Here is a 20,569-nt window from a genome sequence, read left to right as displayed (position 1 = left end):
CTCGGGCCGGTCATCGGGGGGACAGCAATGGGTCAGGCGCCCGGAACGGAGTGAGGACGGATGACGCCTGATGAGGTCGCGGTGTTCCGGCAGGCGCGGCTGCTGCTGGCGCTGCAGTGCGCCGGGGAGCCCCTGGACGCCGAACATCTGGGCGTCTACGACTTCCTCACCGCGCACCCGTTGCTGGTGGTCAGGGACGAGGGCGACCCGGACCGCACCGCGCTGCGCCTCGCCGGGTTCGACGAGCGGGCCGTCGGCTACGCCAGCCCGGCGCAGCGGTTCGTCACCGCGCAACTGCACCTTTCCGGCGACCTCGCCGCACTCGTGGGTCGCGGACTGGTCCAGGTCACGGCCGCCGGCCGGGTGACCTATCGGCTGACCCCGGAGGGCGTGAGCATGGCCGCTCGATTTACCGCGATGTATGCTCAGAGGTATCGCACAGCGGCGCGCATCGTCATCCGCCGCCTCCGGCGCCTGAGCGCGCGGAGGCTGCGGGAGGGCCTGCGGCAGTGGCTCGTTCCGGCTCCTTCGTCCGCGCAGGTGACCTGACATGATCGGTTTGCGAGCACACGGCATCCGGCTCAGGCGGCTGCGCCTGCACAGCGGCGACCGGACCTACGACGTGGACTTCCGGGCCCCCGACGACGCGCCGCGCCCGCTGTCCGTGCTCGCCGGGGCGTTCAGCACCGGCAAGACCACGATCCTCGAGTTCGTCGACTACTGCCTCGGCGCCTCCGACCATCCGCGGCACCCGGAGATCATGCCGAAGGTGCGGGCCGCCACGCTCGAGGTCGAGCTGTCCGGGTCGCCGTATCTCATCGAGCGTGCGGTCGGCGAGCCGTCGATGTACGCCTACGTGCGGGCCGGGCGCCTCGACGAGCCGGGCGCCACCCCACCGGTCCGCCGGCCGCTGCGACCGGCGAGTCATCCGGAGAGCCTGTCCACCCTGCTGCTGTCGCACTGCAAGCTCGAGGGCGTCCGGCTGCGCGACACCCTGCATCAGCAGCAGCCCGGCGGGGTGGACACCGACCCGCTGAGCTTCCGGGACCTGATGTGGCTGTGCTTCCTGCCCAACGAGCGCCTCGACGACAAGGACCTGTTGTTCCGCAGCGTGCCGATGAAGCACCTGAAGCTGCGACAGGTCGTCGACGTGGTCTTCGACGTCCACGACGACCATTCCGTGGAGGTGGGCCGGCGGATCCGTGCCGTGGAGTCCGAGCTGTCGGCGGCGCGGGCGGCGTACCGGGCGGCGGAGCAGATCGTCGACGAGCAGCACACCGGCGACCGGGAGCACCTGGAAGCCTTGCACCGCACCGCGAAGGACGAGCTCGCCGCGTGCGCCCAGGCCCTCGCCGCGCTGGACGCGCAGGCCCGCGCGGACACCATGTTCGCCGAGGACCTGCGCGAGCGGCACCGCGGCACCGCCGTGGCGGCCCGCCACGCGGCGGCCGGGCTGCGGGACCGGGAGACCTCTCTGCAGCGGATGCTGGCCCTGCACGGCAGCTACGCCGATGACGTCGCGAAGTGGACGATGCTGGCCGAGGCCGACCATCTCTTCGAGCCGATGCGGGTGTCCGCGTGCCCGTCGTGCCTGGCACCGCTCGCCGGCGGGGAGGAGCGGTGCCCCGCCTGCCTGTTGCCGATGACCGACGGTGGCTCCGTCGACGTGACCGCCGAGCTGCGCTCCGCCAAGACCCGCCTGGCCGAGCTCAACCGCTACCTGGAGGAGCTGCAGGACGAGCTGCCGCGGCTGCGGGACGCGGCGGAGCGCACGCAGGAGGCGGAGGCCCGCGCCGCGGCCGAGGTCGACGAGGCGACCGCGCACACGATCACCCCGTTCCTCGCGCAGCGCGACGCCCTCGCCCGGCGGCGCGAGGAGGCGGCCGCGACCCTGCAGCGGGCGCTGAGCGGGCTGCGGCTGGTGCAGAGCCTGGAGCGGCGCGCGGCCGGCATCCTGCACCAGATGGACCAGGTCGCCGCATACCGCGAGGAGCTCGCCGCCGCGGGCCCGCAGGCGCGCCGCGCGGACCGCACCGCCGTGGTGCGGCGGGTCAGCGCACGGTACCGCGAGATCCTGCAGGAGTGGCGGTACCCGAAGCTCGCCGACGCCTACCTCGCCGAGGACCTGACCCCGTACATGCGGGGCGAGCCCTACACGGCCGCGTCCTCCGGCGGGCGGACCCTGATCGCGCTGGCGTGGCAGCTCGCCCTGTTCGAGATCGCGTGGGAGTCCCGCTCGTCGCACCCGGGGTTCCTGATGCTGGACAGCCCGCAGAAGAACCTCGGCGTCGCCGGCGATCTCGCGGACAGCCTCACCATCGAACGCATCTACCGGCACCTGGAGCAGTGGCTCGCCGGTCGGGGCGGCGGCGCGCAGATCGTCGTGGCCGACAACGCGCCCCCACCGGCGGCCGCGGACGACGTGGTGGTGCGGTTCTCCCGGCGGCCGGAACAGCCGCCGTACGGCCTCATCGACGACGAGACCAGCTGAGCCGGCCTTTCGCGGGGAAAGGCCGGCTCAGCGTGGTTCAGCGCAGGCCGGCCCGGCGGGCGACGGTGATCAGCTTCTCCGGGTCGTCGGAGATGATGCCGTCGACGCCGAGCGCGATGACCCGGTCCATCGTCGCCTCGTCGTCCACCGTGTACGGCACGACCTTGAGCCCGTCCCGGCGGTGCAGGACGTCGACGGTCGGGCCGTGGAAGTACGACGGGTCCTGGCGCAGGTACCAGTCATCGGAGACCACGGTGCCCTGGGCCGGGTCGTGGACCTGCCAGTTCGCCGAGACGGTCGACGCGCCGACCGCCTTGACGAGCTTGCCGAGGTCGCGGAACTTCCACCAGTCCAGCGTGCCGGTCCACGGGCTCTTCACCTTCGGGTCGCCGTAGACCGCCTGCAGCGAGCACTCGTCGGCGAGCGCGGCGCACTCCTTCGGCCCGTACTGCCACACCAGCGCGACGGTCTCGATGCGCGGGTCGATGGCCCGGGACAGCTGGATGGTGCGCCAGTCGAACGACTGGATGGTGACCCGCTTCGCCAGCCCCGCCTTCGCCACCGCGGTGACCAGGCGGATGGTGAACACCCAGTACGGTTCGGTGTCGGCGACCGTCGGGCTGATCTTCGTCTCGATGTTCATGCGGATGTCGTTGCGGTTGCTGGACTTCACGAGCTTGAACAGCTCGTCGAGGGTCGGGATGCGCTCACCGGGCGCCGAGGCGTTGCCGCAGTCGACGGTCTTCACCTGGGCCAGGGTCAGGTCCTTGATGTTCTTGCCCACGTAGGGGAACAGCGGGTCGCCGGGGCGCACCGGCGCGGTGTCGCGGCAGTGCGCGCCGTTGATCGCCCGGTCGTGGCTGACGACGAGGACGCCGTCGCGCGTCACGCCGGTGTCGAGCTCGAGGGTGGAGATGTCGGCGTTGCCGAGGGAGTTGCGGAACGCGGCCAGGGTGTTCTCCGGCCGGGTCGCCTTGCCGCCGCGGTGCGCCTGCACGTCGAACGGCGACGCAGTGCCGCGCGGCAGCCCGAAGCCGCGCTGCGCGGCGACGGCCCGCAGCCGGTCCGGGTAGTCGGTGATGAGCCCGTCGACGCCGTCGTCGATGAGCTTGTTCATCGTCGCCGGGTCGTCCACGGTCCACGGCACGACCTTGATGCCGTTGGCGTGCGCGTGCTGCACCATGGCCTTGGTGACGTACGGCTGGTAACCGGCGTCGGTCACCTTGCCGTTCTGCGGGAAGCCGTGCACCGGCGAGAACGCGACCACGCCGAGCGTCTTGACCGCCGCGATCGGGTCGCCGCCGAAGTCGTCGATGTCGAGGCCGCCCAGCCACGGCGACGCCCCCGGCTGCCCGGTCTGCAGGAAGTCGCGGTTCGTCAGCGCGACCAGCCCGAGCCGCGGCTCGACCTCCCGCATCCGCTTGAGCGCGCCCCAGTCGAAGCTCTGGATGGTGACCCTGCGCAGCAGCCCGGCGTCGCGGATCTCCTTCGCGGCGACCTGCACGAACTGCTCACGCGGCGCGGTCTCCTGCGGCGCGCCGGCCTCGACCTTCGTCTCCAGGTTGAACTTCACGTCGTCGTTGCCGTGCCGCGCGACGAGGTCGAACACCTCGCGCAGCAGCGGCACCCGCGACCCGGGCGTCAGCAGCTGGCCGGGGAAGTCGGGCAGCCCCTTGCTGCCGCAGTCCAGCGTGCGGACCTGCTTGACGGTGAGGTCCTTGATGTACTTGCCGACATACGGGAACTCCGGGTCCCCGGCCGTCACCGGCGCCGTGTCGGCGCACTTCGCGCCGCTGACCCGCCGGTCGTGGGTGACGACCGCCTGGCCGTCCTCGGTGATCTGGATGTCGAGCTCCAGGGTGGTGACCCCGAGCCGCAGGGCGTTGCCGAACGAGCTCAGCGTGCTCTCGCTGCGCAGCCCCAGCCCGCCGCGGTGGGCCTGGATGTCGAAGGACGAGGGTTTACGGTGCGCCTGTGCGGCCGCCGGCGTGGTGAGGAGGCCGGCTGCGACCGCGGCGGTGAGCGCGGCGGCCGACCATCGAGACATGGACATGCAGGGCACGTTGCCAACCCGAGGCGGCGCGAACCGGGGCACGGGTTGGCGCGTTCGTGAACGCCGGGCGTACAGGCCGCGGCCCATCGACTGGATCCGGACGCAACCGCTGTGACCATCGGCGAGTCCCGGAGCACGGATTCTGTCAAGATCGTGACAGCCGCGAGCGGTGCGGGCGCCGGAGTGGTCAGTATCGGCCGCATGAGTTTCACGACGCCGCCCCCGCCGGTCCCTCCGCTCACCCGCACCCGCAAGCGCGCCGCCGGGGTGACCGTCACGGTGGCCGTGGGGCTGTGCGTCGCGGCGGTCCTCGCCTGGTGGAACCCGCGGGGCTACGTCGTCCTCGACACCGGTCTCCTCGCCCCGGTGGCCGTCGCGGTCGTGCTGCCGGCCGCCGCCGGGGTGCTGGTGCTGTTGCTCGTGCGTACCAGGGCGGCAGCTGTCACCATCGCGGTCGTCTGCGGCGTGGCGGCGCTGATCGCCCTGTGCGGCGGCGCCGGTCTCACGCTCTGGACCGACCCGGCCTGGAAACGGGCCACGCTCGCCACCGCGCCCGGCGGCTACGAGGTGGTCAGCCTGACCGACGACAGCCTCACCTGGCGCCAGGAACTGCGCGTCGCCCACCCCGACGGCGTCCTCACCCGCGAGTCGACGCGTCCCCTCGCCTGCGTGCAGGCGACCTTCGGCGACCACCCCAAGATCCGGATCACGTCCGCCCGCTTCGCCGCCGCGCACGAGGTGGAACTGACCCTCGACAACGGCACCACCTGGCGCACGACGTTCGACCCGGACTCCCTGCGCCCGGCGCAGACCCTCAACGCCGAATGCGGGTACACCGGCGCGCACGTCCACAATGCAACACCATGACCGAGCACTTCCTGCGCTTCGAGCACGAGGTCCGCGACGGCCTGCACACGTACACCGCGCGGGCCGGCCGGACCATGGTCGAGCATGAGTGGCCCGGGCTGCAGTATCTGGCGCCCTACCCCGACGACGACCCCGAGCTCAACCCGGCCGAACGGTTCGGCATCAGCAACTTCGTCAGCGAGCGCCTCGCGGTGTGGCGGGCCGTCGCCTGGGCCGTCACGGAGGGCCTGCACCGCTGCGCGAGCCCGCACTGGGTTCGCAACAGCGCAGCGTCGGTGTTGGGTGTCGAGCGGTCCGCGGTACGGCTCGTGCGCTGGGAGTACGACGCCGATGCCGACGGCGGACCGGGGTTCGTCGCGGCCGCGTCGGGCGTGCAGATCTCACCGCCGCCGGACCAGTGGGAGCTCGACCACCGCGACTTCGCCGGGCTGTTCCCCCTGGCCTCCTTCGCCGACCTGACGCTGCTGGACTCGGTCGTGCAACACGAGATCCGCGCCCAGGTGACGGTGTTCGGCCTGCACCGCGGCCGCTTCGAAGAGGTCGCCGCCGCGCTGGACGACCAGGACCGTCCGCCGCCGGCCGCCCTGCTGCGGCCGGGCGAGATGATGGTCAGCCTGGCGACGGTCCGCGACGAGTGGTTCACGGACTGGGACAACATCCTCACCGTCATGACCCCGACCGCGACGTCCACAGTGGACCGCGTCGCGGCTCACTACGCGACCGCGTACCGGCGCTATCTCGACGCCATGCCCGCGCTGCGCACCATGGCCGACTTCAATCCGGCGGCCGAGCGGCTCCTGGCGCTGCCGTGATGCCTTCAACGATCCGGGCGCGTCGCGGATAGTGTCGGGGACATGCGAGACGGAGCGCCCACGGTACGGCCGGCGACGCCCGCTGACATCGACGTCCTCGTGCGGCTGCGGGTGGCGAATGCCGAGGCGCACATCGCCCTGGAGCCGGCGATCTATCGCGTGCCGGACGAAGCGGCGGTGCGGCGGCACTTCGCCGCGGTCCTGGCCGGGGCGGCGGGGCGGCACGCGGTGCTGGTGGCGGAGGTGGCGGGCCGGGTCGTCGGGATGGTCGAGGTGATCCGTAGCCCGGAGCCGCCGGATCATCAGATCCTGCGGCCGGAGTCCTCGGCGCAGATCCACACTGTGGTGGCGGACGACGCGCGTGGCCGGGGCGTCGGTTCGGCGTTGGTCATCGCCGCGCAGCGGTGGGCGGTGGCGGCCGGGATCGCGCACCTGTCGGCCGGGATTCATCACCGCAACGCCGGTGCCGTCCGGTTCTACGGCCGTCACGGGTACGCCGACTCGGGCCTTTCCCTGGGCCGGCGGGTCACCGGATAGCCTCGGGTCATGGTCACCTTCGAGATCGCCTCGATCGGCACGGTCCACAACGACCGGACGGACGTCCAGCACAGCGACAACTGGGGCGCGGTGCGCAGCACGATCGTCGTCGACGAGCGCTTCGGCGACGCGTGCCTGCAGGGGTTGGAGGACTACTCGCACGTGGAGGTCCTCTACGTCTTCGACCAGTTCCCCGACAGCGGCGACCACCGCGAACCCCGCCCCTGGCGCGGCCGCCCCGACCTCCCGCCGATCGGCATCTTCGCCGGTCGCGGCCCCCGCCGCCCGAACCGCATCGGCGTCACGACCTGCGCCATCGAGTCCGTCCACGGCCGCGAGCTGACCGTCGTGGGCCTCGACGCGGTCTCTGGCACCCCGGTCATCGACCTGAAGCCGACGATGACCGAGTTCCTCCCCACCGGCACCAGGCAACCCGAATGGGTCAGCCGCGTGATGTCGGACTACTTCCAGCCGTAAGGACACCAACCGCGACGTGCTACCGGTCGGCTACACCTCGACGATCGGCCAGCTCTTGCCGAGCACGGATTCGATCTGCGCGGGAAGCGATGTGAACACGGCCGCCGAGTGGGTCGCCGCCGTCAACGCCGCGTGTCCGGCGCCGATCCGCCCGGCTCGTGCTGCCATCCCACCGATGATCGGCAGATCGTCCGCGCCGCTGACATCCGTCTGTGGCTCGTCGATCAGAACGATGGGCAGAAGTCGCAGCAGTCGGAGCATGTCGAAGTCTTCGACATGCATCGCCTGATATGCCTCGAGCAGGCAGGTGCTCGGCACCGCCACACCAAAACGGTCCTCGGCTGCCCGGAAGAGCAGTTCGCCGACGCGGTCGACGCCATTGACATACGCCATGACGGCGCCCGTGTCGAGAACAGCCTCGACGATCATCGGCGCGGCTGCCAATTGTCGGGAAGCATTCCCTCGGACTTCAGCCGGGCGATGGCGTCCTCCCGGACGTTGGCGGGCACACGCAACTGCTCGCGCAACGCGGCCGTCTCGGCCGGATCCGGCGTGAACTGCCGATGCCCAGCCGCGGTCAGCGCCGCCTGCATGCGCTCGACGAGTTGCCGGCGCCGCAGTGCGTCGGTCACATAGGCCGACACCTGTCCGGCCGGCAGATCCTTGAGAGGACCGGCGACGTCCTCCGGCAAGGATACGGTGAACCTGACCGTTGTCATACCGGATAGCCTACAACAGTATGAACATCAGCGGGACTGCTGATCGCTGGCCATGGGCGTGCGGATGCGCTGGTCAGCGGCGATGCTGCCGAGCAGGGTGAGGGCCTGGGCGGACGGGGTGTCCGGGGCGGCGTGGTAGACGAGCAGCTGCTGGCCCGGGGCGCCGTTGACGGTGAACGTCTCGTAGGACAGGGTCAGGTCGCCGACCATCGGGTGGTCGAAGCGCTTGGTCCCGGCGGTCTTCGCGGCCACGTCGTGGCGGGCCCACAGGCGGCGGAAGTCGTCGCTCTTCAGGGACAGTTCGCCGACCAGTTCGGTCAGGCGGGGGTCGTCGAGGTCGGTGCCGGCGCTGGCGCGCAGGCTCGCCACGGTCTCCGCGGCGACGCGCGGCCAGTCGGCGTAGACGCGGCGCGTGTAGGGCTCCAGGAACGTGGCCCGGACCATGTTCTGGCCCTTGGTCGAGCAGTGGTTGAGGGCGGCCGCGATGCGGTTGTTGGCCAGGACGTCCAGGTGCCGGCCGACCACGAGGGCGGGCGTGTCCGGCCACAGGTCCAGCAGGCGCAGCAGGGCGGGGCTGACCCGTTCCGGTTGGCGCGAGCGGCGGCGGGGGCGGGCGGCGGGCCGGGCCAGCTCCCGCAGGTGTGCGACGCCGTCGTCATTCAGGGTGTACACCCTTGCCAAGGCGTCGATCACCTGGTCGGACGGGTGCTTGTCGCGGCCCTGTTCCAGGCGGACGTAGTAGTCGGCGCTGACCCCGGCGAGCAGGGCGACCTCCTCGCGGCGCAGGCCCGGGGTCCGGCGGCGGCCGGGCTCCGGCAGGCCGAAGTCCTCCGGTCGGGCCACCTCCCGGCGGGCCCGCAGGAACTCGCCGAGGCGGTTGTCGCTCTGCATCCTCCCAGGCTAGGCCGGGGGACGACGGTTTGCCTGGCCCTCGTACCCCTAGGAAAACACCGTCCTGGCAGCGGCCTTGGAGGGGCGCGACGGTGGACGCATGACCAACACGAACGCTCTGGCCGGCCGCGTCGCGGTCGTCACCGGGGCCACCAGCGGCATCGGCGCGGCGACCGCGCAACGGCTGGCGGACGGCGGCGCGTCCGTCGCCCTCGTCGGGCGGCGCGAGGGGCGCCTCAAGGAACTCGCGGCCGGCATCGGCGCCAACGCCCTGCCGGTCGCCGCGGACGTCGGCGACCTGGACGCGATGCGGGCCGCGGCGGCGACCGTCCGTGCGGCGTTCGGCCGGGTGGACCTCGTCGTCGCCAACGCCGGCGTCATGCTCGCCGCGCCGTTCGAGTCGGCGCAGACCGCCGAGTGGGACCAGATGATCGGCACGAACGTGAGCGGCCTGCTGTACACGGGTCGGGCCTTCATCGACGACCTGCTCGCCGCCGCGGCCGAGGGCCGGCCCGCGGACCTGGTGCACGTCGGCTCGATCGGCGGGCACACCGTCTTTCCCAACTACGGCGTCTACACGGCCACCAAGGCCGCGGTCGCCCACCTCACCCGCAACCTGCGGGCCGAGCTCGGGCCGCGCGGGGTGCGGGTGAAGAACATCGAGCCCGGCTTCGTCCTCACCGAGCTCGGCGACGGCATGCTCGACACCGGCCAGCGGGAGACCCTCGCCCAGTGGCGGGACTCCCTCGAGGTGCTCACCCCGGCGGACGTCGCGGACGCAATCGTTTACGCGGCCGCCGCGCCGACCCGGGTCAACCTGGCCGAGGTCATCATCGTGCCGACGCAGCAGGGCTGACTGGGTATCGTCGGGGGAATGGACAGGCCCTACGTCGCGGTGATCGGGGCCGGGCAGGCCACGCCGGAGCAGGAGCGGGTGGCCGAGCGGGTCGGCGCGCTGCTCGCCGAGGCGGGTGCCGTGCTCGTCTCCGGCGGCCGTGGCGGGGTGATGCTCGCGTCGTGCCGCGGGGCGTATGAGCGCGGCGGCACGACCGTCGGGCTGCTGCCGGGCGCGGACCGGGCCGAGGGCAACCCGTTCCTGACCGTCGCGCTGCCGACCGGCATGGGCGAGCTGCGCAACGGGCTCGTGGCCCGCACCGCGGACGGGCTGATCGCCGTCGGCGGCGGATGGGGCACGTTGAGCGAAATCGGTTTCGCGATGCGCCTCGGCCGGCCGCTCGCCGCGGTCGGCAGCTGGACGGTCTCGGGTCCCGAGGCCGGGCTGTCCTATCCGACGGTCGAGACCGCCGAGGCGGCGGTTTCGTTGGTGCTGCGGCAGCTCAGCTGACCGGTCCGACCAGCTCGATGCCGTTGCGCCGCGCGGTTGCTCATGATCCGGAAGACCTTGTGCACCCCTGACTACCCAAGGTCTTCCGGATCACGGAGACAGGTGCCGGCGGACCATGCCCGCGGCGAGGGGCGCGCCGTCGAAGGCGCCGGCGGCGAGGCGGGACGTCACGGTGCGGCGGACCATCGCGTCGGCGAGGGCCGGGAAGTGCCGTGCCACGGCCATTTCGAAGCGGCCACGGCGGGTCGTGGCGACGTCGCGCGGAGGCTTGCGGGACGTCGCCGCGCGCAGGATCGCGGCGATCACGCCCTCGACCGGTTCGAGCCGCGACACGCCCTGCAGGGAGAGGCCGGCCGCGGCGGTCGTGTCGTGGATCGGGGAGGCGACCATGCTCGGATACACGACGCTCACCCCGACGTGGCTGCCGACCTCGAGCCGCAACGCGTCGGCGTAGGCGACGAGGGCGCGCTTGCTGACGCCGTAGGCGGCGGCGAGCGGCAGCGGCAGGACCGCCATCCGGCTGGCGACGAACACCACCCGGCCCCGGGAGGCCTCGAGGGCCGGCAGGGCCGCGGCGGTGGTCCGCCAGGCGGCCAGGAGGTTGACCTCCAGCTGCCGGGTGACGACCTCGTCCGGTGGCAGCTCGGCCGGGGCCGGACCACCGACGCCGGCGTTGTTGACGAGCAGGTCGAGGCCGCCGAGGTGGGCGACGGCCGCGGCGACGACGTCCGGGACGGCGGTGGACGAGGTGAGGTCACACCCGAACACGGTGACCGGGCCGTCGACGGCGACCAGGTCGATGCCGGCCACGACCGCGCCCGCGGTGGTGAGCCGCGAGCAGAGCAGCCGGCCGAACGTGCCGTTGGCGCCGGTGACCAGCACCCGCCGGCCGTGCAGACTGTTCATGCCCGTTTCCGTCCAGCCGCCAGCTCGCGCGCGGCGAGGTCGAGGTATGCGTCGAAGTCGATCCGCATCGCCGGCCGCCGGTCGCCCCAGCGGGCCCTCGCGGCGCGCAGTTCGGCGGCGCAGTCCTCGCGCTGGGCGGCCACGGGTGGCGGCGCGTAGGAGCCGGCGAGGTGCCCAGCGACGAGCCGGGCCTGGGCCTCGACGACCGGCAGCGCGGCGCCCGTGGACTGCATCAGCCCGACGAACATCAGCCCGGGCGCGTCGAGGTGGAACACGTGCCGGTAGAGGGGCAGCCGGTCGGCACCCTCGCCGAGCAGCGCGGGGTCGAGGAACGGCACGTCGACGCGGTATCCCGTACACCAGACGACCAGGTCGACCGGGTCGGTGCGGCCGTCGTCGAACACCACGTCGGCGCCGTCGAAGCGGGTGATCGCGGGGCGCACCTCGATCTCGCCGTGGGTGATGCGGGGCAGGAGGGCGTCGGACAGCGTGGGATGGTCCTGCAGGAAGCCGTGGCGGGGCGCGGGCAGTCCGTAGCGCTGCGGCGGGCCGACCGCGAGCCGCAGCATCGTCTGGCTGATGCGTTGCCGGGCCCGCCACGGCAGGCGCTTGGCCAGGGCACCGTTGAGCGTGTCGGAAGGCTTGCCGAACAGGTATTTCGGCACGATCCAGATGCCGCGGCGCACCGACAGCAGGGTGCGCGCGGCGACGTGGGACGCGTCGACGGCGATGTCCATGGCCGAGTTGCCGCCGCCGACGACGAGCACCCGCCGGCCCTGCAGCTGCTCGGGTCCGCGGTAGTCGTGGCTGTGCAGCTGCTCGGCGGTCGGCTCACCGGGATGCGGTGGATCGGGCAACCGGGGCACGGTGTTGTGCCCGCTGGCCACGACGACCGCTTCGGCGGTCACCTCGACCGTCCCCTGTGGACCGTCGGCGGTCACCGTCCAGCCGCCGGCCGGATTCTGGCGGACCCGCGTGACGACGTGCCGCGGCCGGATCATCCTGGCGAGGTCGAACGTGCGGGCGTAGTCGGCCAGGTATCCCGCGATCAGCGCGTGGCCCGGGTAGTCGGGCCAGTCGGCGGGCATCGGGAAGTCGGCGAACTCGGTGCGGGTGCGGCTGGTGTTGAGGTGCAGGGTGCGATACGCCGACGAGTGCGGGCCGCCGAACACCCACAGGCCGCCGGGCCGGTCGCCGGCGTCGAAGCACACGGCGGGCACGCCGGCGTCGGCCAGGGCCTTGAGCGTGGCCAGCCCGGCCGGACCGGCGCCGATCACCACCACCCGATATTCCAACACGCGTTGGATTCTGGGCCACCGACCGCCGGAGCGTCAAGGCCCGTACATGCGCTCCAGCCAGCGGTGCACGAACGCCCGCAGCGCGAACCGGCTGTCGGCCGGGATCTCACCGTGCAGCCCGGTCACCGCGTGCGCGTGCACGGCCCAGATGAGGCTGCGCACGGCGAGGTGCGGCTGCGGCTCGTGCAGCACCCCGGCCCGGTCCGCCTCGGCGAGGACCCGCTCCACCTGGTCATACAGCGGCGTCGAGAACTGCTCGTCGATGCCGGCGTGCCGGTCCGGCTCCAGCCACCGGCGCAGCCACAGGCCGGTGGTCTCGGGCCGCTCCTCCAGGAAGCCGACGAACGCGTCCACGACCCGGTGCAGCGCGGCGAGCAGGTCGTCGCCGGGGTCGGCCGCGGCCGCGATGACCGGCTCCAGGGCCCGGCGTTCGGCCTCGAAGACGAGCGCGAAGCAGGACTGGTACAGCACCAGCTTGCCGCCCGCGTGGTGGTGCACGGTGGCCACGTCGACCCCCGCGGCGTCGGCGACCGCGCGGAGGCTCACCGCGTCGAAACCGTTGCGCGCGAACAGGTCCGTCGCCACCCGCAGGATCACGTCACGGGTCGGTCCGGCATCCTCGGCGCGGGGCCGGCCGGGTCGGCGTCGCGTGCTGTTCAGATCGTCCATCGTCGCCTATTATCCATCGCACGTTGGATTACGGGAGCGTGGTTGATGACGAACGTCCGGCTGCCGCTGCGCGGTCTCGTCCCGTTCGCGACCGGATCCGTCGGCATGGGCGTCTGGGTCACCGTGCCCGGCCTGCTCCTGCTGTACTTCCTCACCGACGTCCTCGCCGTCCCGCCGCTGCTCGCGGGGTTCGTGCTGCTCGCGCCGAAAGTCGTCGACGTGGTGCTGCACCCGTGGGTCGGCCGCCTCTCCGACGCCGACCTGGCCCGGCGCGGGCACCGCCGGCGGCTCATGCTCGCCGGCTGCGCGCTCGCCGTCGCGTTCGCCGCGATGTTCGCCGTGCCCGCCGGCCTGCGCGGCGCCCCGGCCGGACTGTGGGTCGCGGTCGCGTTCATCGCCGGGAACCTCCTGTTCGCCGCCTACCAGGTCCCCTACCTTGCCACTCCGGCCGACCTCAGCATCGGCTACCACGAGCGGACCCGCCTGATGGGGTTCCGGATGGTCGTGCTCACCGTCGGCATCCTGCTCAGCGGGGTCGCCGCGCCACTGATCGCCGGGCAGGACGACCCGACGGTCGGCGGGTACACCCGCATGGGCCTGCTGCTCGGCGCCGCCATGCTGGCCGCGATGCTGGTCGGCATCGCCGGGGTCCGCCGGCTCACCACCGCCGCCCCGCTGGCCGCGGCACCGTCGGGCCAGGCGGCGCACGGCCTGCTGTCCTCCCTGCGTGACCGGCAGTTCCGCCCCCTGGTCGCGGCCTACCTGGCCATGTCGACCACGACCCACCTGGTGCTGGCCGCCGTTCCGTATTTCGCGGAGTACGAGCTGGGCCGGCCGAAGCTCACCACGGTCCTCGTCGCAGCATTCGTGGCACCCGCGATCCTCGCGACACCGGTGTGGGTCGTCGTGGCCCGCCGCATCGGCAAGCAGCGCGGGCTGCTCCTCGCGCAGGCCGCGTTCGTGGCCGGCTCGCTCGTCCTGGCCCTCGGCGGCACGGCCGGCCTGCCGCTCATCGTCGGCGCGGTCGCCGTGCTCGGCGTCGCGTTCGCCGCGATGCAGCTGCTGCCGTTCTCGATGCTGCCCGACGTGATCGCGGCGTCCGGTCCCGGCGGCACGACCCGGGCGGGCAGCTACACCGGCGTCTGGACCGCGACTGAGGCGACCGGCGGCGCGCTCGGCCCGTACGTCTACGCCGCCGCCCTCGCCATCGGCGGTTTCGTGGCCAGCGAGGCCGGCGAGCACACCGCGCAGTCACCCGGCGCGCTCGCCGCGGTCCGGTATGGTTTCGCCCTGGTGCCGGCCGCGCTCATGACGGTGGCCGTTATCCTGCAACGGCGGTACACGCTGGACCGCTCCGCCTGACGCTCGTGTGCAACCGATCGTGCGGCGACCGCGTCATGAACAGTGCGTCGGCGCGACGTGACCATGCACCGGAGGTGGCCGAGTTGGCCGGACTGTCCCGCAGACGCCTGATCGGCGCCGGCCTGGCCGCGACGGGCACAGCGCTCGTCGCCGGCGGCTCTGCGGGCCCACGTCCGACGACCCTCCCGGCGACGGTGGTGACGCCCGTCGCCGGGCCTCCCGCCGGCCCGACGCCGTCCGCCTCCCCGCCGCCCGCCTTGCCGACCCTGGACCGGCCGGTGTTCACCCTCGAGGAATACCGCCGGCTGGTCCCCGGCCCGCCGTTCCCCGCCAACGCGGTGGCCCTCACTATCGACGACGGCCCGCACCCCATGTGGACGCCGAAGGTGTTGCGGCTGCTCGACCGGTATCACGTGCCCGCCCTGTTCTGCCTCATCGGCAACCAGGTCCTCGGCCACGAGACGGTCGCCAAGGACATCGTCGCGGCGGGTCACCACGTCGCCAACCACACGTGGAGCCACCCGGCGAAGATCGCCGGGTACGTCCCGGACCGGGTCCAGCAGGAGGTCGACCGGGCCCAGGACAAGATCTACGACACCACCGGGAAGCTGCCGACCATCTTCCGCTCCCCCGGCGGCGCCGTCTCCCCGGCTGTGTTCGCCGCCGCCGCGAAGTCCCGGATGGTGCCGATCAACTGGACGAACGACCCCCGCGACTGGACCCGCCCCGGCACCCGCTCGATCACCGACCGGATGCTCGCCGCCAACCCCGGCCAGATCCTGCTCTGCCACGACGGCGGCGGCGACCGCGCGCAGACCTGCGCCGCCCTGGCGACCGTCATCCCGGCACTGCAGGCGCGCGGCTACCAGTTCGTCGCGCTGTAAGGCCTCAGAGGTCGTATCCGCCGGACACCTCGATGTTCTGCGCGGTGATCCAGCGCCCCTCCTCCCCGAGCAGCGTGGCGATCACCATGCCGATGTCGTCGGGCTCCCCGATCCGCCCCAGCGCGGTCTTTGCCGCGAGCATGGGGATGGCCTCCGGAAACGCCTCGAACGCCACCACCCCTGAGGCGTCGGAGATCCTGGTGCGCGTCGGGCCCGGCGAGACCGCGTTGACCCTGATGCCCCGCGGGGCCAGTTCCTTGGCCAGGACGCGGGTCAGCACGTTCAGGCCGCCCTTCATCGTGGCGTACGCCGAGTACCCGGCCTCGACCAGCCCACTGGGCAGCGCCGAGTTGCTGCTGACGTTGACGATGGCACCACCGTCGGCCAGCAGCGGCAACAGCTGCTGGGTCAGGAAGTAGGGACCCCGCAGCAGCACCCGCAGGAACTTGTCGAACAGCTCCTCGGTGGTGTCCTCGAACCTGGCCATCCCGCCGAACCCGGCGTTGTTCACGAGGTGGTCGAACGTGTCCCGCTGCCAGGTGTCGCGCAGCGCGGCGACCACCTGCTCGCGGAACGCCGGAAACGTCTCCGTGCGACCGACGTCCAGCCGCAGCGCGACGGCGACGCGGCCCTCCTTCTCGACGGCGGCGACGGTCTCGCCTGCGCCCGCCGCATTGCCGCTGTAGGTCAGGATCACGTCCGTCCCGCGCTTGGCCAGCTGGACCGCCGTGCTCTGCCCGATGCCGGAGCTCGCTCCGATGACGACTGCCACGCTCATCGCTGCACCTGCCTGTTCGTTGCTTGACCCGTATTTCCGTCCCCTTCACGAAAGCGGTCTGAGCAGCCGAAACGGTAGAACGATGCTCGCGATGACTTGCCTGATCCTCTCCTTGCCGGGAGCTCTGTCCGTGTGCTGTCATCGTCATGTGGAGGAACTGCGCACGCTGCTGGAGCGCCACGCCCGGCCCGACTGGACCACCGCCGTCGACGGCGTCCTCATCGGCCGGTCCGAACGGGCCAACGAACCGTCGGCGTCGATGTCGGGCGTCGTCCTCGCCCTCATCGCCCAGGGCGCGAAGACCCTCGCGCTGGGCGATCGGGTGTACGAGTACCGCGCCGGCCAGTACCTCGTCGCGTCCGTCGACCTTCCGGTGACCGGCCACTACACGGAGGCCAGCCGGGCCCGCCCGGCCCTCGGGTTCGGCCTGCGCCTGGACCCGTCCGCGATCGCCGAACTGCTCCTGCAGGCGGCACCCGGCGACCTCGCCCGCACCGACGGCGGCAGCCCGTCCGCCGGCGGCGCCCCGTCCGCTCTCGCCGTCAGCGACGCTCCGGCCGAGCTCGTCGATGCCGCCGTGCGGATGCTGCGCCTGCTCGACCGGCCCCGCGACATCCCGGTGCTCGCCCCGCTGATCAAACGGGAGATCCTGTGGCGGCTCATCACCGGCGAGCAGGGTGCCGTGGTGCGCCAGCTCGGCCTCGCCGACAGCAGCCTCTCCCACGTCGCCCACGCGGTCCGCTGGATCCGCGACAACTACCGCTCCGCGTTCCGGGTCGAGGACGTGGCGAAGCTGGCCGGGATGAGCGTGTCGGCGTTCTACCGCAACTTCCAGGCGGTCACCGCGATGAGCCCGATCCAGTTCCAGAAACAGATCCGGCTGCAGCAGGCCCGGCTGTTGCTGTCCACCCACCCCAACGACGTCACCACGGTCGGCCATCGGGTGGGATACGACAGCCCGTCGCAGTTCAGCCGCGAGTACCGCCGCCAGTTCGGCGCGCCGCCGAGCCAGGACGCCGCCCGCCTCCGCGACACCGCCCCGCCCGCCGCGCAACTCGTGCCGTAGGGCGCGGGCTTGCCCCTGGGCAACGGGGTGCCGCGCGGCGACAATGAGCCGGTGCAGGTATACCGGGGAGTGGTCGCCTATCACCTCACCACGGTCGCGGAGGGCGTGGACGCGGTCGAGCACGCACTGCTGGCCGCCGCGCTGACGTTCACCCGCACCGCCGTGACGGTCGTCTGGCCCGGCGGCCGCGGCGAGGGCGCCGAGTTCGTCTTCGTGCTGCCCGGCACGAACCAACGCCCCGGCCTGGACCTCGTGCAACGGCTACGGTCCTCGGGCATGTGGCTGCAGGTGCGCACCGTGGACGGCTCGACCCCGAGGTAGCGGCAAAGCCACGCCGTCTATCTCAGGGAGTTCACGCGTCGACCTATCTCAGGGAGTTCACGCGTCGACCACACGTTCCGGGTCTACGACGGCGACGCGGTCCGCCCCGGTCACACGTCGAGCAGCTCGACCGTCACCGACGCGACGTCGCCGAGCTCAAGCGACTCGGCCTTGCGCACCGGTCGCTTGAGCGGCAGCACGTAAGCGCCGCCTCCGCTGCCCGGGAAGATCGACGTCTTCCAGCTGGTGCCGCCGACCGTCACCCGCACCCGCAGCGACCCGAACCCGCGGCGCACTCCCCCGGCCACGTCCCGGATCTCCTCCGACTCGTCCTCCGGCAGCGTCACGAACACCCAGCTGTCGGCCCGCCTGGCGTCCCACGACCACAGCTGCCCCTCAAACACGACGACCACCCGCACACCTTCGCACAGGGGTACGACAAAACCCCCGAGTGGCCCACGTCACATCCCGCCCATGTCGAGAGGTCCCGGGCCGCGCCGACCAATCGGCGACACGATGAAGCCACACCACGAAGCCACAGAGGAGCCGGCCATGCGCAAGATCATCTACTGGGTGCACACCTCCGTCGACGGGTTCATCGACGGGCCGAACGGTGAGTTCGACTGGCCCACGATGGGCCCGGAGCTGTCGGCGTACTCCGAAGGGCTCGACAAGCGGGTCGACACGTTGCTGTTCGGGCGGCCCGTGTGGCAGATGATGGTCGGGTTCTGGCCGACCGCCGAGCAGCTCACCGACGATCCGCACGTGACCGCCTTCGCGCCGTTCTGGCGGGCCACGCCGAAGATCGTGTTCTCCCGGACGTTCCAGGGCGACGCCTGGACCAGCCGCGTCATCAGCGACAACCTCCGCGACGAGGTGACCGCGCTGAAGGCCGAGGCGGGCGCGGACCTGCTGCTGACCGGCGGCGCCACCGTTGCGGCCGCGCTGACCGAGCTGGGCCTCATCGACGAGTACCACGTGGCGGTGCACCCCGTCGTCCTCGGCGGCGGCCGGCGCCTGTTCGCCGCGCCCGACCGGCGCCTGAACCTGCGGACCGTCGGTTCACAGCTGCTGGACGGCCAGGTCGCCGTGACCCACTACGAGGTCAGAAGTCAGGCGTGACCCGGAGCCGCCCGAGCTCCGCGGGGACGTCGTCCTTCGCCTTGGTGAGGTCGTCGGGCGAGAACGTGAAGCGGAACGGCCCGGGATCGCCGTCACGTCGTCGGCGAGGCCCGCCGGGACCGCATCGAGACCGCCGAGCCCGGCCCAGACAGCACTGTGTTCGCCGGCCAGGAACCGCCGGTGGCACGACGTCACGGGTGGCACCGTACAACGTGGACGGTCGCGCGGTGCCACCCGGACCGGGCTAGGCGGTGGGCGCCGCGTCGTCGGTGAAGCCGGCGCGGACGTGCACGGTCCAGCTCATGAGCGTGCCGAGCGCGGTGGGTGTCGCGGCGGAGCCGAGGAACCACGACTCCTGCGCGAGCGCCCGTCCGGTCCCGGGGTCGACGATCAGCCGCTGCTGGCCCCAGCCGCCGTCGCCGCGGCGGGTGAACGCGACCGCCAGGCCCGACCGGCCCTGCCGGTCCTGGACCACGCCGAGGAAGTCGACGCCGGAGAGGTCGGCGAGCATCCGGTACGCGGCCGCCCGCACCGCCGCGCTCACCGGCAGCTCCGCGACCAGGTCGCGGCCGGCGTAGAACAGGTCGCCGTCGGCGTGCTGCGGCAGCCGCGCGGTCAACCACGACTTCAGCGCACCCGGCTCGGACGGCAGGCCGGCGAGGTCGGCGGCGGTCACCTGCAGGCCGGCGATCATCATCGGCAGCGACCCGCGAACGGCACGCACCTGCCGCGGCCCGGCCGCGGTGGTCCGGACGATCGGCGTCGTGCCCTTCGGCCCGGTCTCGGTCCACTGCTGCGGCGAGCCGTCGGCCTTCCAGGCCGCCTCGTCGGCCGCGGTGACCGGGGCGGCGCCCAGGTCCTGATACACCTCGACGTTCGGGTCGCCGGCCGCGGTCGCCAGCCACCGTTCGATGAGCAGGCGCGACGCGATCCCGTAGCGGCCGACCTCCTTGCGCTCTCCGTGCTCCTGGACCCGCACCCAGTACCGGCCGCTGGTCGCCGTGGCGCTCGCGTCGGTCTGCGCGGCGGCGACCAGCAGCAGCTCGCGGGCCGAGCCGGGCGCCGCGGCGGCACCGGACCCGCCGGGCGCGCCGCCCAGGCCGGACGGGGCGGGCGCGGGGTCGGTGCCGCCCGCGGTCAGCACCACTGCGGCGGCGGTCGCCGCGGCCACCGCCGGCAGCGCCGCGGCCAGGATCAGGCGCCGTGGCACCGAGCGCCGGCGCGGAATCGATTGCGTGGTGTAGTTCGCCGCATCCGGGCGGCCGTCCGGGTCGAGGCGCCCTGGCCGGGCGTCGGTCAGCAGCCGCATCACGTCTTCGGGTCGGGTCGGCATCAGCTGTACTCCTCGGTGAGGGCGGTCCTGGCCCGGCGGTCGGTGCGGGGTGTCGCGGTCATGGCCTCCTGCAGCCGTTTCCTGGCCCGGTGCAGGCGGACGAAGAACGTGGCCGTCGAGCAGCCGACGACCCGCGCGGCGTCCCGGGCGGACAGCCCGTGCCAGGCGGTGAGGGTCAGCAGCTCCCGGTCGTCCTCGCTGAGACCGCTCAGCGCGTGCAGGACGGCGGCCCGGTCGGTCACGTGCTCGGCCACGTCGTCCTCCGCCTCGCGGATCCACGTCCGCAGCTCGGCGGCGATGGCGCCCTGCCGGACCTCGTCGCGAAATCGTTCACGGGCCACGTTCCGGGCGACGCCCAGCAGCCACGGCAGCGGGGTCGCCGGTATCTCGCGCACCCGGCGCCAGGCGACGAGGAAGGTGTCGGCCACCACGTCGTCGGCGTGCTCGCGGCCGGCCCGGGTCACCGCGTACCCGTACACCTGCCGATGATGCGCGTCGTAGATCGAGGTGAACCGTTCGGCGTCTGTCACGGGCTTCAGCTCCTCGGAAAGGGAAGGTACGCCGTCACGAGTAGTGCGAGCCGGGGCCGGATTCTTACCGCCGATCCTGGTGCGCGGTCAACGGTTCCGATATTGATT

General features: G+C 72.6%; 24 protein-coding genes. 13 read left to right on the top strand and 11 right to left on the bottom strand.

The window, feature by feature from the left end; genetic code table 11:
* The first annotated feature begins 60 nt into the window (after positions 1-60).
* Together Dsi01nite_RS32880 and Dsi01nite_RS32875 are read left to right on the top strand one after the other, a co-directional pair.
* Positions 61-549 carry a hypothetical protein gene (locus Dsi01nite_RS32880; RefSeq protein WP_203850216.1) on the top strand — a complete coding sequence of 163 codons (489 nt, stop codon included), beginning with the start codon at positions 61-63 and terminating at the stop codon, positions 547-549.
* Position 550: 1 nt separating this feature from the next.
* Positions 551-2,491 (top strand): DNA recombination protein RecN, encoded by a 1,941-nt coding sequence (locus Dsi01nite_RS32875; RefSeq protein WP_203850215.1) that lies wholly within the window; start codon positions 551-553, stop codon positions 2,489-2,491.
* A gap of 37 nt (positions 2,492-2,528) precedes the next feature.
* Here Dsi01nite_RS32875 and Dsi01nite_RS32870 read toward each other — a convergent pair whose 3' ends face one another.
* The gene (locus tag Dsi01nite_RS32870) at positions 2,529-4,544 is read right to left on the bottom strand and encodes a glycerophosphodiester phosphodiesterase family protein (RefSeq protein WP_203850214.1); all 2,016 of its coding nucleotides are present in this window, start codon (positions 4,542-4,544) and stop codon (positions 2,529-2,531) included.
* Positions 4,545-4,745: 201 nt separating this feature from the next.
* Between Dsi01nite_RS32870 and Dsi01nite_RS32865 the strand changes: the two genes are divergently transcribed.
* From Dsi01nite_RS32865 to Dsi01nite_RS32850, 4 genes are read left to right on the top strand one after another with little or no spacing between them, the layout of a single operon-like run.
* A complete protein-coding gene (locus tag Dsi01nite_RS32865; protein WP_203850213.1) occupies positions 4,746-5,411 on the top strand; it encodes a hypothetical protein in 666 nt (221 codons plus the stop codon).
* Positions 5,408-6,223, top strand: coding sequence for a hypothetical protein (locus tag Dsi01nite_RS32860; protein ID WP_203850212.1), 816 nt, complete (start codon positions 5,408-5,410; stop codon positions 6,221-6,223). The genes Dsi01nite_RS32865 and Dsi01nite_RS32860 overlap by 4 nt, the downstream gene beginning before the upstream one ends.
* Before the next feature lie 42 nt (positions 6,224-6,265).
* Complete coding sequence (locus Dsi01nite_RS32855) at positions 6,266-6,760, top strand: GNAT family N-acetyltransferase (protein ID WP_203850211.1); 495 nt, start codon at positions 6,266-6,268, stop codon at positions 6,758-6,760.
* A 9-nt stretch (positions 6,761-6,769) separates the two neighbouring features.
* On the top strand, positions 6,770-7,237 hold the full coding sequence (locus Dsi01nite_RS32850) for an SAM-dependent methyltransferase (RefSeq protein ID WP_203850210.1): 468 nt from the start codon (positions 6,770-6,772) through the stop codon (positions 7,235-7,237).
* A gap of 30 nt (positions 7,238-7,267) precedes the next feature.
* On the opposite strand, the gene Dsi01nite_RS32845 is transcribed toward Dsi01nite_RS32850, so the two are convergent.
* Genes Dsi01nite_RS32845 through Dsi01nite_RS32835 form a run of 3 tightly spaced genes read right to left on the bottom strand, consistent with a single transcriptional unit; the run spans position 7,268 to position 8,847 of the window.
* Positions 7,268-7,666 carry a hypothetical protein gene (locus Dsi01nite_RS32845; RefSeq protein WP_203850209.1) on the bottom strand — a complete coding sequence of 133 codons (399 nt, stop codon included), beginning with the start codon at positions 7,664-7,666 and terminating at the stop codon, positions 7,268-7,270.
* The gene (locus tag Dsi01nite_RS32840; protein WP_203850208.1) at positions 7,663-7,956 is read right to left on the bottom strand and encodes a hypothetical protein; all 294 of its coding nucleotides are present in this window, start codon (positions 7,954-7,956) and stop codon (positions 7,663-7,665) included. The genes Dsi01nite_RS32845 and Dsi01nite_RS32840 overlap by 4 nt, the downstream gene beginning before the upstream one ends.
* 27 nt (positions 7,957-7,983) lie before the next feature.
* The gene (locus Dsi01nite_RS32835) at positions 7,984-8,847 is read right to left on the bottom strand and encodes a helix-turn-helix transcriptional regulator (RefSeq protein WP_203850207.1); all 864 of its coding nucleotides are present in this window, start codon (positions 8,845-8,847) and stop codon (positions 7,984-7,986) included.
* 100 nt (positions 8,848-8,947) lie between these two features.
* On the opposite strand from Dsi01nite_RS32835, the gene Dsi01nite_RS32830 reads away from it, so the two are divergent.
* Both Dsi01nite_RS32830 and Dsi01nite_RS32825 read left to right on the top strand, forming a co-directional pair.
* Positions 8,948-9,703 (top strand): SDR family oxidoreductase, encoded by a 756-nt coding sequence (locus Dsi01nite_RS32830; protein ID WP_203850206.1) that lies wholly within the window; start codon positions 8,948-8,950, stop codon positions 9,701-9,703.
* A gap of 18 nt (positions 9,704-9,721) precedes the next feature.
* On the top strand, positions 9,722-10,192 hold the full coding sequence (locus tag Dsi01nite_RS32825; RefSeq protein ID WP_203850205.1) for a TIGR00725 family protein: 471 nt from the start codon (positions 9,722-9,724) through the stop codon (positions 10,190-10,192).
* A gap of 90 nt (positions 10,193-10,282) precedes the next feature.
* Here Dsi01nite_RS32825 and Dsi01nite_RS32820 read toward each other — a convergent pair whose 3' ends face one another.
* From Dsi01nite_RS32820 to Dsi01nite_RS32810, 3 genes are read right to left on the bottom strand one after another with little or no spacing between them, the layout of a single operon-like run.
* Positions 10,283-11,098, bottom strand: coding sequence for an SDR family NAD(P)-dependent oxidoreductase (locus tag Dsi01nite_RS32820; protein ID WP_203850204.1), 816 nt, complete (start codon positions 11,096-11,098; stop codon positions 10,283-10,285).
* Complete coding sequence (locus Dsi01nite_RS32815) at positions 11,095-12,396, bottom strand: flavin-containing monooxygenase (protein WP_203850203.1); 1,302 nt, start codon at positions 12,394-12,396, stop codon at positions 11,095-11,097. Before Dsi01nite_RS32815 ends, Dsi01nite_RS32820 begins: the two co-directional genes overlap by 4 nt.
* A 33-nt stretch (positions 12,397-12,429) precedes the next feature.
* Positions 12,430-13,065, bottom strand: coding sequence for a TetR/AcrR family transcriptional regulator (locus Dsi01nite_RS32810; RefSeq protein WP_203850202.1), 636 nt, complete (start codon positions 13,063-13,065; stop codon positions 12,430-12,432).
* A 45-nt stretch (positions 13,066-13,110) separates the two neighbouring features.
* Between Dsi01nite_RS32810 and Dsi01nite_RS32805 the strand changes: the two genes are divergently transcribed.
* Both Dsi01nite_RS32805 and Dsi01nite_RS32800 read left to right on the top strand, forming a co-directional pair.
* A complete protein-coding gene (locus Dsi01nite_RS32805) occupies positions 13,111-14,427 on the top strand; it encodes an MFS transporter (RefSeq protein ID WP_203850201.1) in 1,317 nt (438 codons plus the stop codon).
* A gap of 74 nt (positions 14,428-14,501) precedes the next feature.
* On the top strand, positions 14,502-15,311 hold the full coding sequence (locus Dsi01nite_RS32800; protein WP_203850200.1) for a polysaccharide deacetylase family protein: 810 nt from the start codon (positions 14,502-14,504) through the stop codon (positions 15,309-15,311).
* Between the two features lie 4 nt (positions 15,312-15,315).
* Here the strand turns inward: Dsi01nite_RS32800 and Dsi01nite_RS32795 are convergent, their stop codons facing one another.
* Positions 15,316-16,089, bottom strand: a complete 774-nt coding sequence (locus Dsi01nite_RS32795) for an SDR family NAD(P)-dependent oxidoreductase (protein ID WP_203850199.1) — start codon at positions 16,087-16,089, stop codon at positions 15,316-15,318.
* A gap of 148 nt (positions 16,090-16,237) precedes the next feature.
* Between Dsi01nite_RS32795 and Dsi01nite_RS32790 the strand changes: the two genes are divergently transcribed.
* Positions 16,238-17,155: an AraC family transcriptional regulator gene (locus tag Dsi01nite_RS32790; protein ID WP_239136341.1), complete on the top strand. Its 918-nt coding sequence runs from the start codon at positions 16,238-16,240 to the stop codon at positions 17,153-17,155.
* Between the two features lie 51 nt (positions 17,156-17,206).
* Positions 17,207-17,476, top strand: a complete 270-nt coding sequence (locus tag Dsi01nite_RS32785) for a hypothetical protein (RefSeq protein WP_203850198.1) — start codon at positions 17,207-17,209, stop codon at positions 17,474-17,476.
* 110 nt (positions 17,477-17,586) lie between these two features.
* Here the strand turns inward: Dsi01nite_RS32785 and Dsi01nite_RS32780 are convergent, their stop codons facing one another.
* Entirely contained in the window at positions 17,587-17,889 is a 303-nt protein-coding gene (locus Dsi01nite_RS32780) for a DUF1905 domain-containing protein (protein WP_203850197.1), read from the bottom strand.
* Positions 17,890-18,028: 139 nt separating this feature from the next.
* Between Dsi01nite_RS32780 and Dsi01nite_RS32775 the strand changes: the two genes are divergently transcribed.
* Positions 18,029-18,598 carry a dihydrofolate reductase family protein gene (locus Dsi01nite_RS32775; RefSeq protein ID WP_203850196.1) on the top strand — a complete coding sequence of 190 codons (570 nt, stop codon included), beginning with the start codon at positions 18,029-18,031 and terminating at the stop codon, positions 18,596-18,598.
* A 244-nt stretch (positions 18,599-18,842) separates the two neighbouring features.
* Here Dsi01nite_RS32775 and Dsi01nite_RS32770 read toward each other — a convergent pair whose 3' ends face one another.
* Together Dsi01nite_RS32770 and Dsi01nite_RS32765 are read right to left on the bottom strand one after the other, a co-directional pair.
* Positions 18,843-19,931, bottom strand: coding sequence for a CU044_5270 family protein (locus tag Dsi01nite_RS32770; protein ID WP_203850195.1), 1,089 nt, complete (start codon positions 19,929-19,931; stop codon positions 18,843-18,845).
* On the bottom strand, positions 19,931-20,461 hold the full coding sequence (locus Dsi01nite_RS32765; protein WP_203850194.1) for an RNA polymerase sigma factor: 531 nt from the start codon (positions 20,459-20,461) through the stop codon (positions 19,931-19,933). The genes Dsi01nite_RS32770 and Dsi01nite_RS32765 overlap by 1 nt, the downstream gene beginning before the upstream one ends.
* Positions 20,462-20,569 lie beyond the last annotated feature (108 nt).

Origin of the sequence: Dactylosporangium siamense, assembly GCF_016862795.1 — a bacterium.
GTDB classification, from domain to species: Bacteria; Actinomycetota; Actinomycetes; order Mycobacteriales; family Micromonosporaceae; genus Dactylosporangium; species Dactylosporangium siamense.
This window is presented reverse-complemented; position numbering and strand designations above follow the sequence as displayed.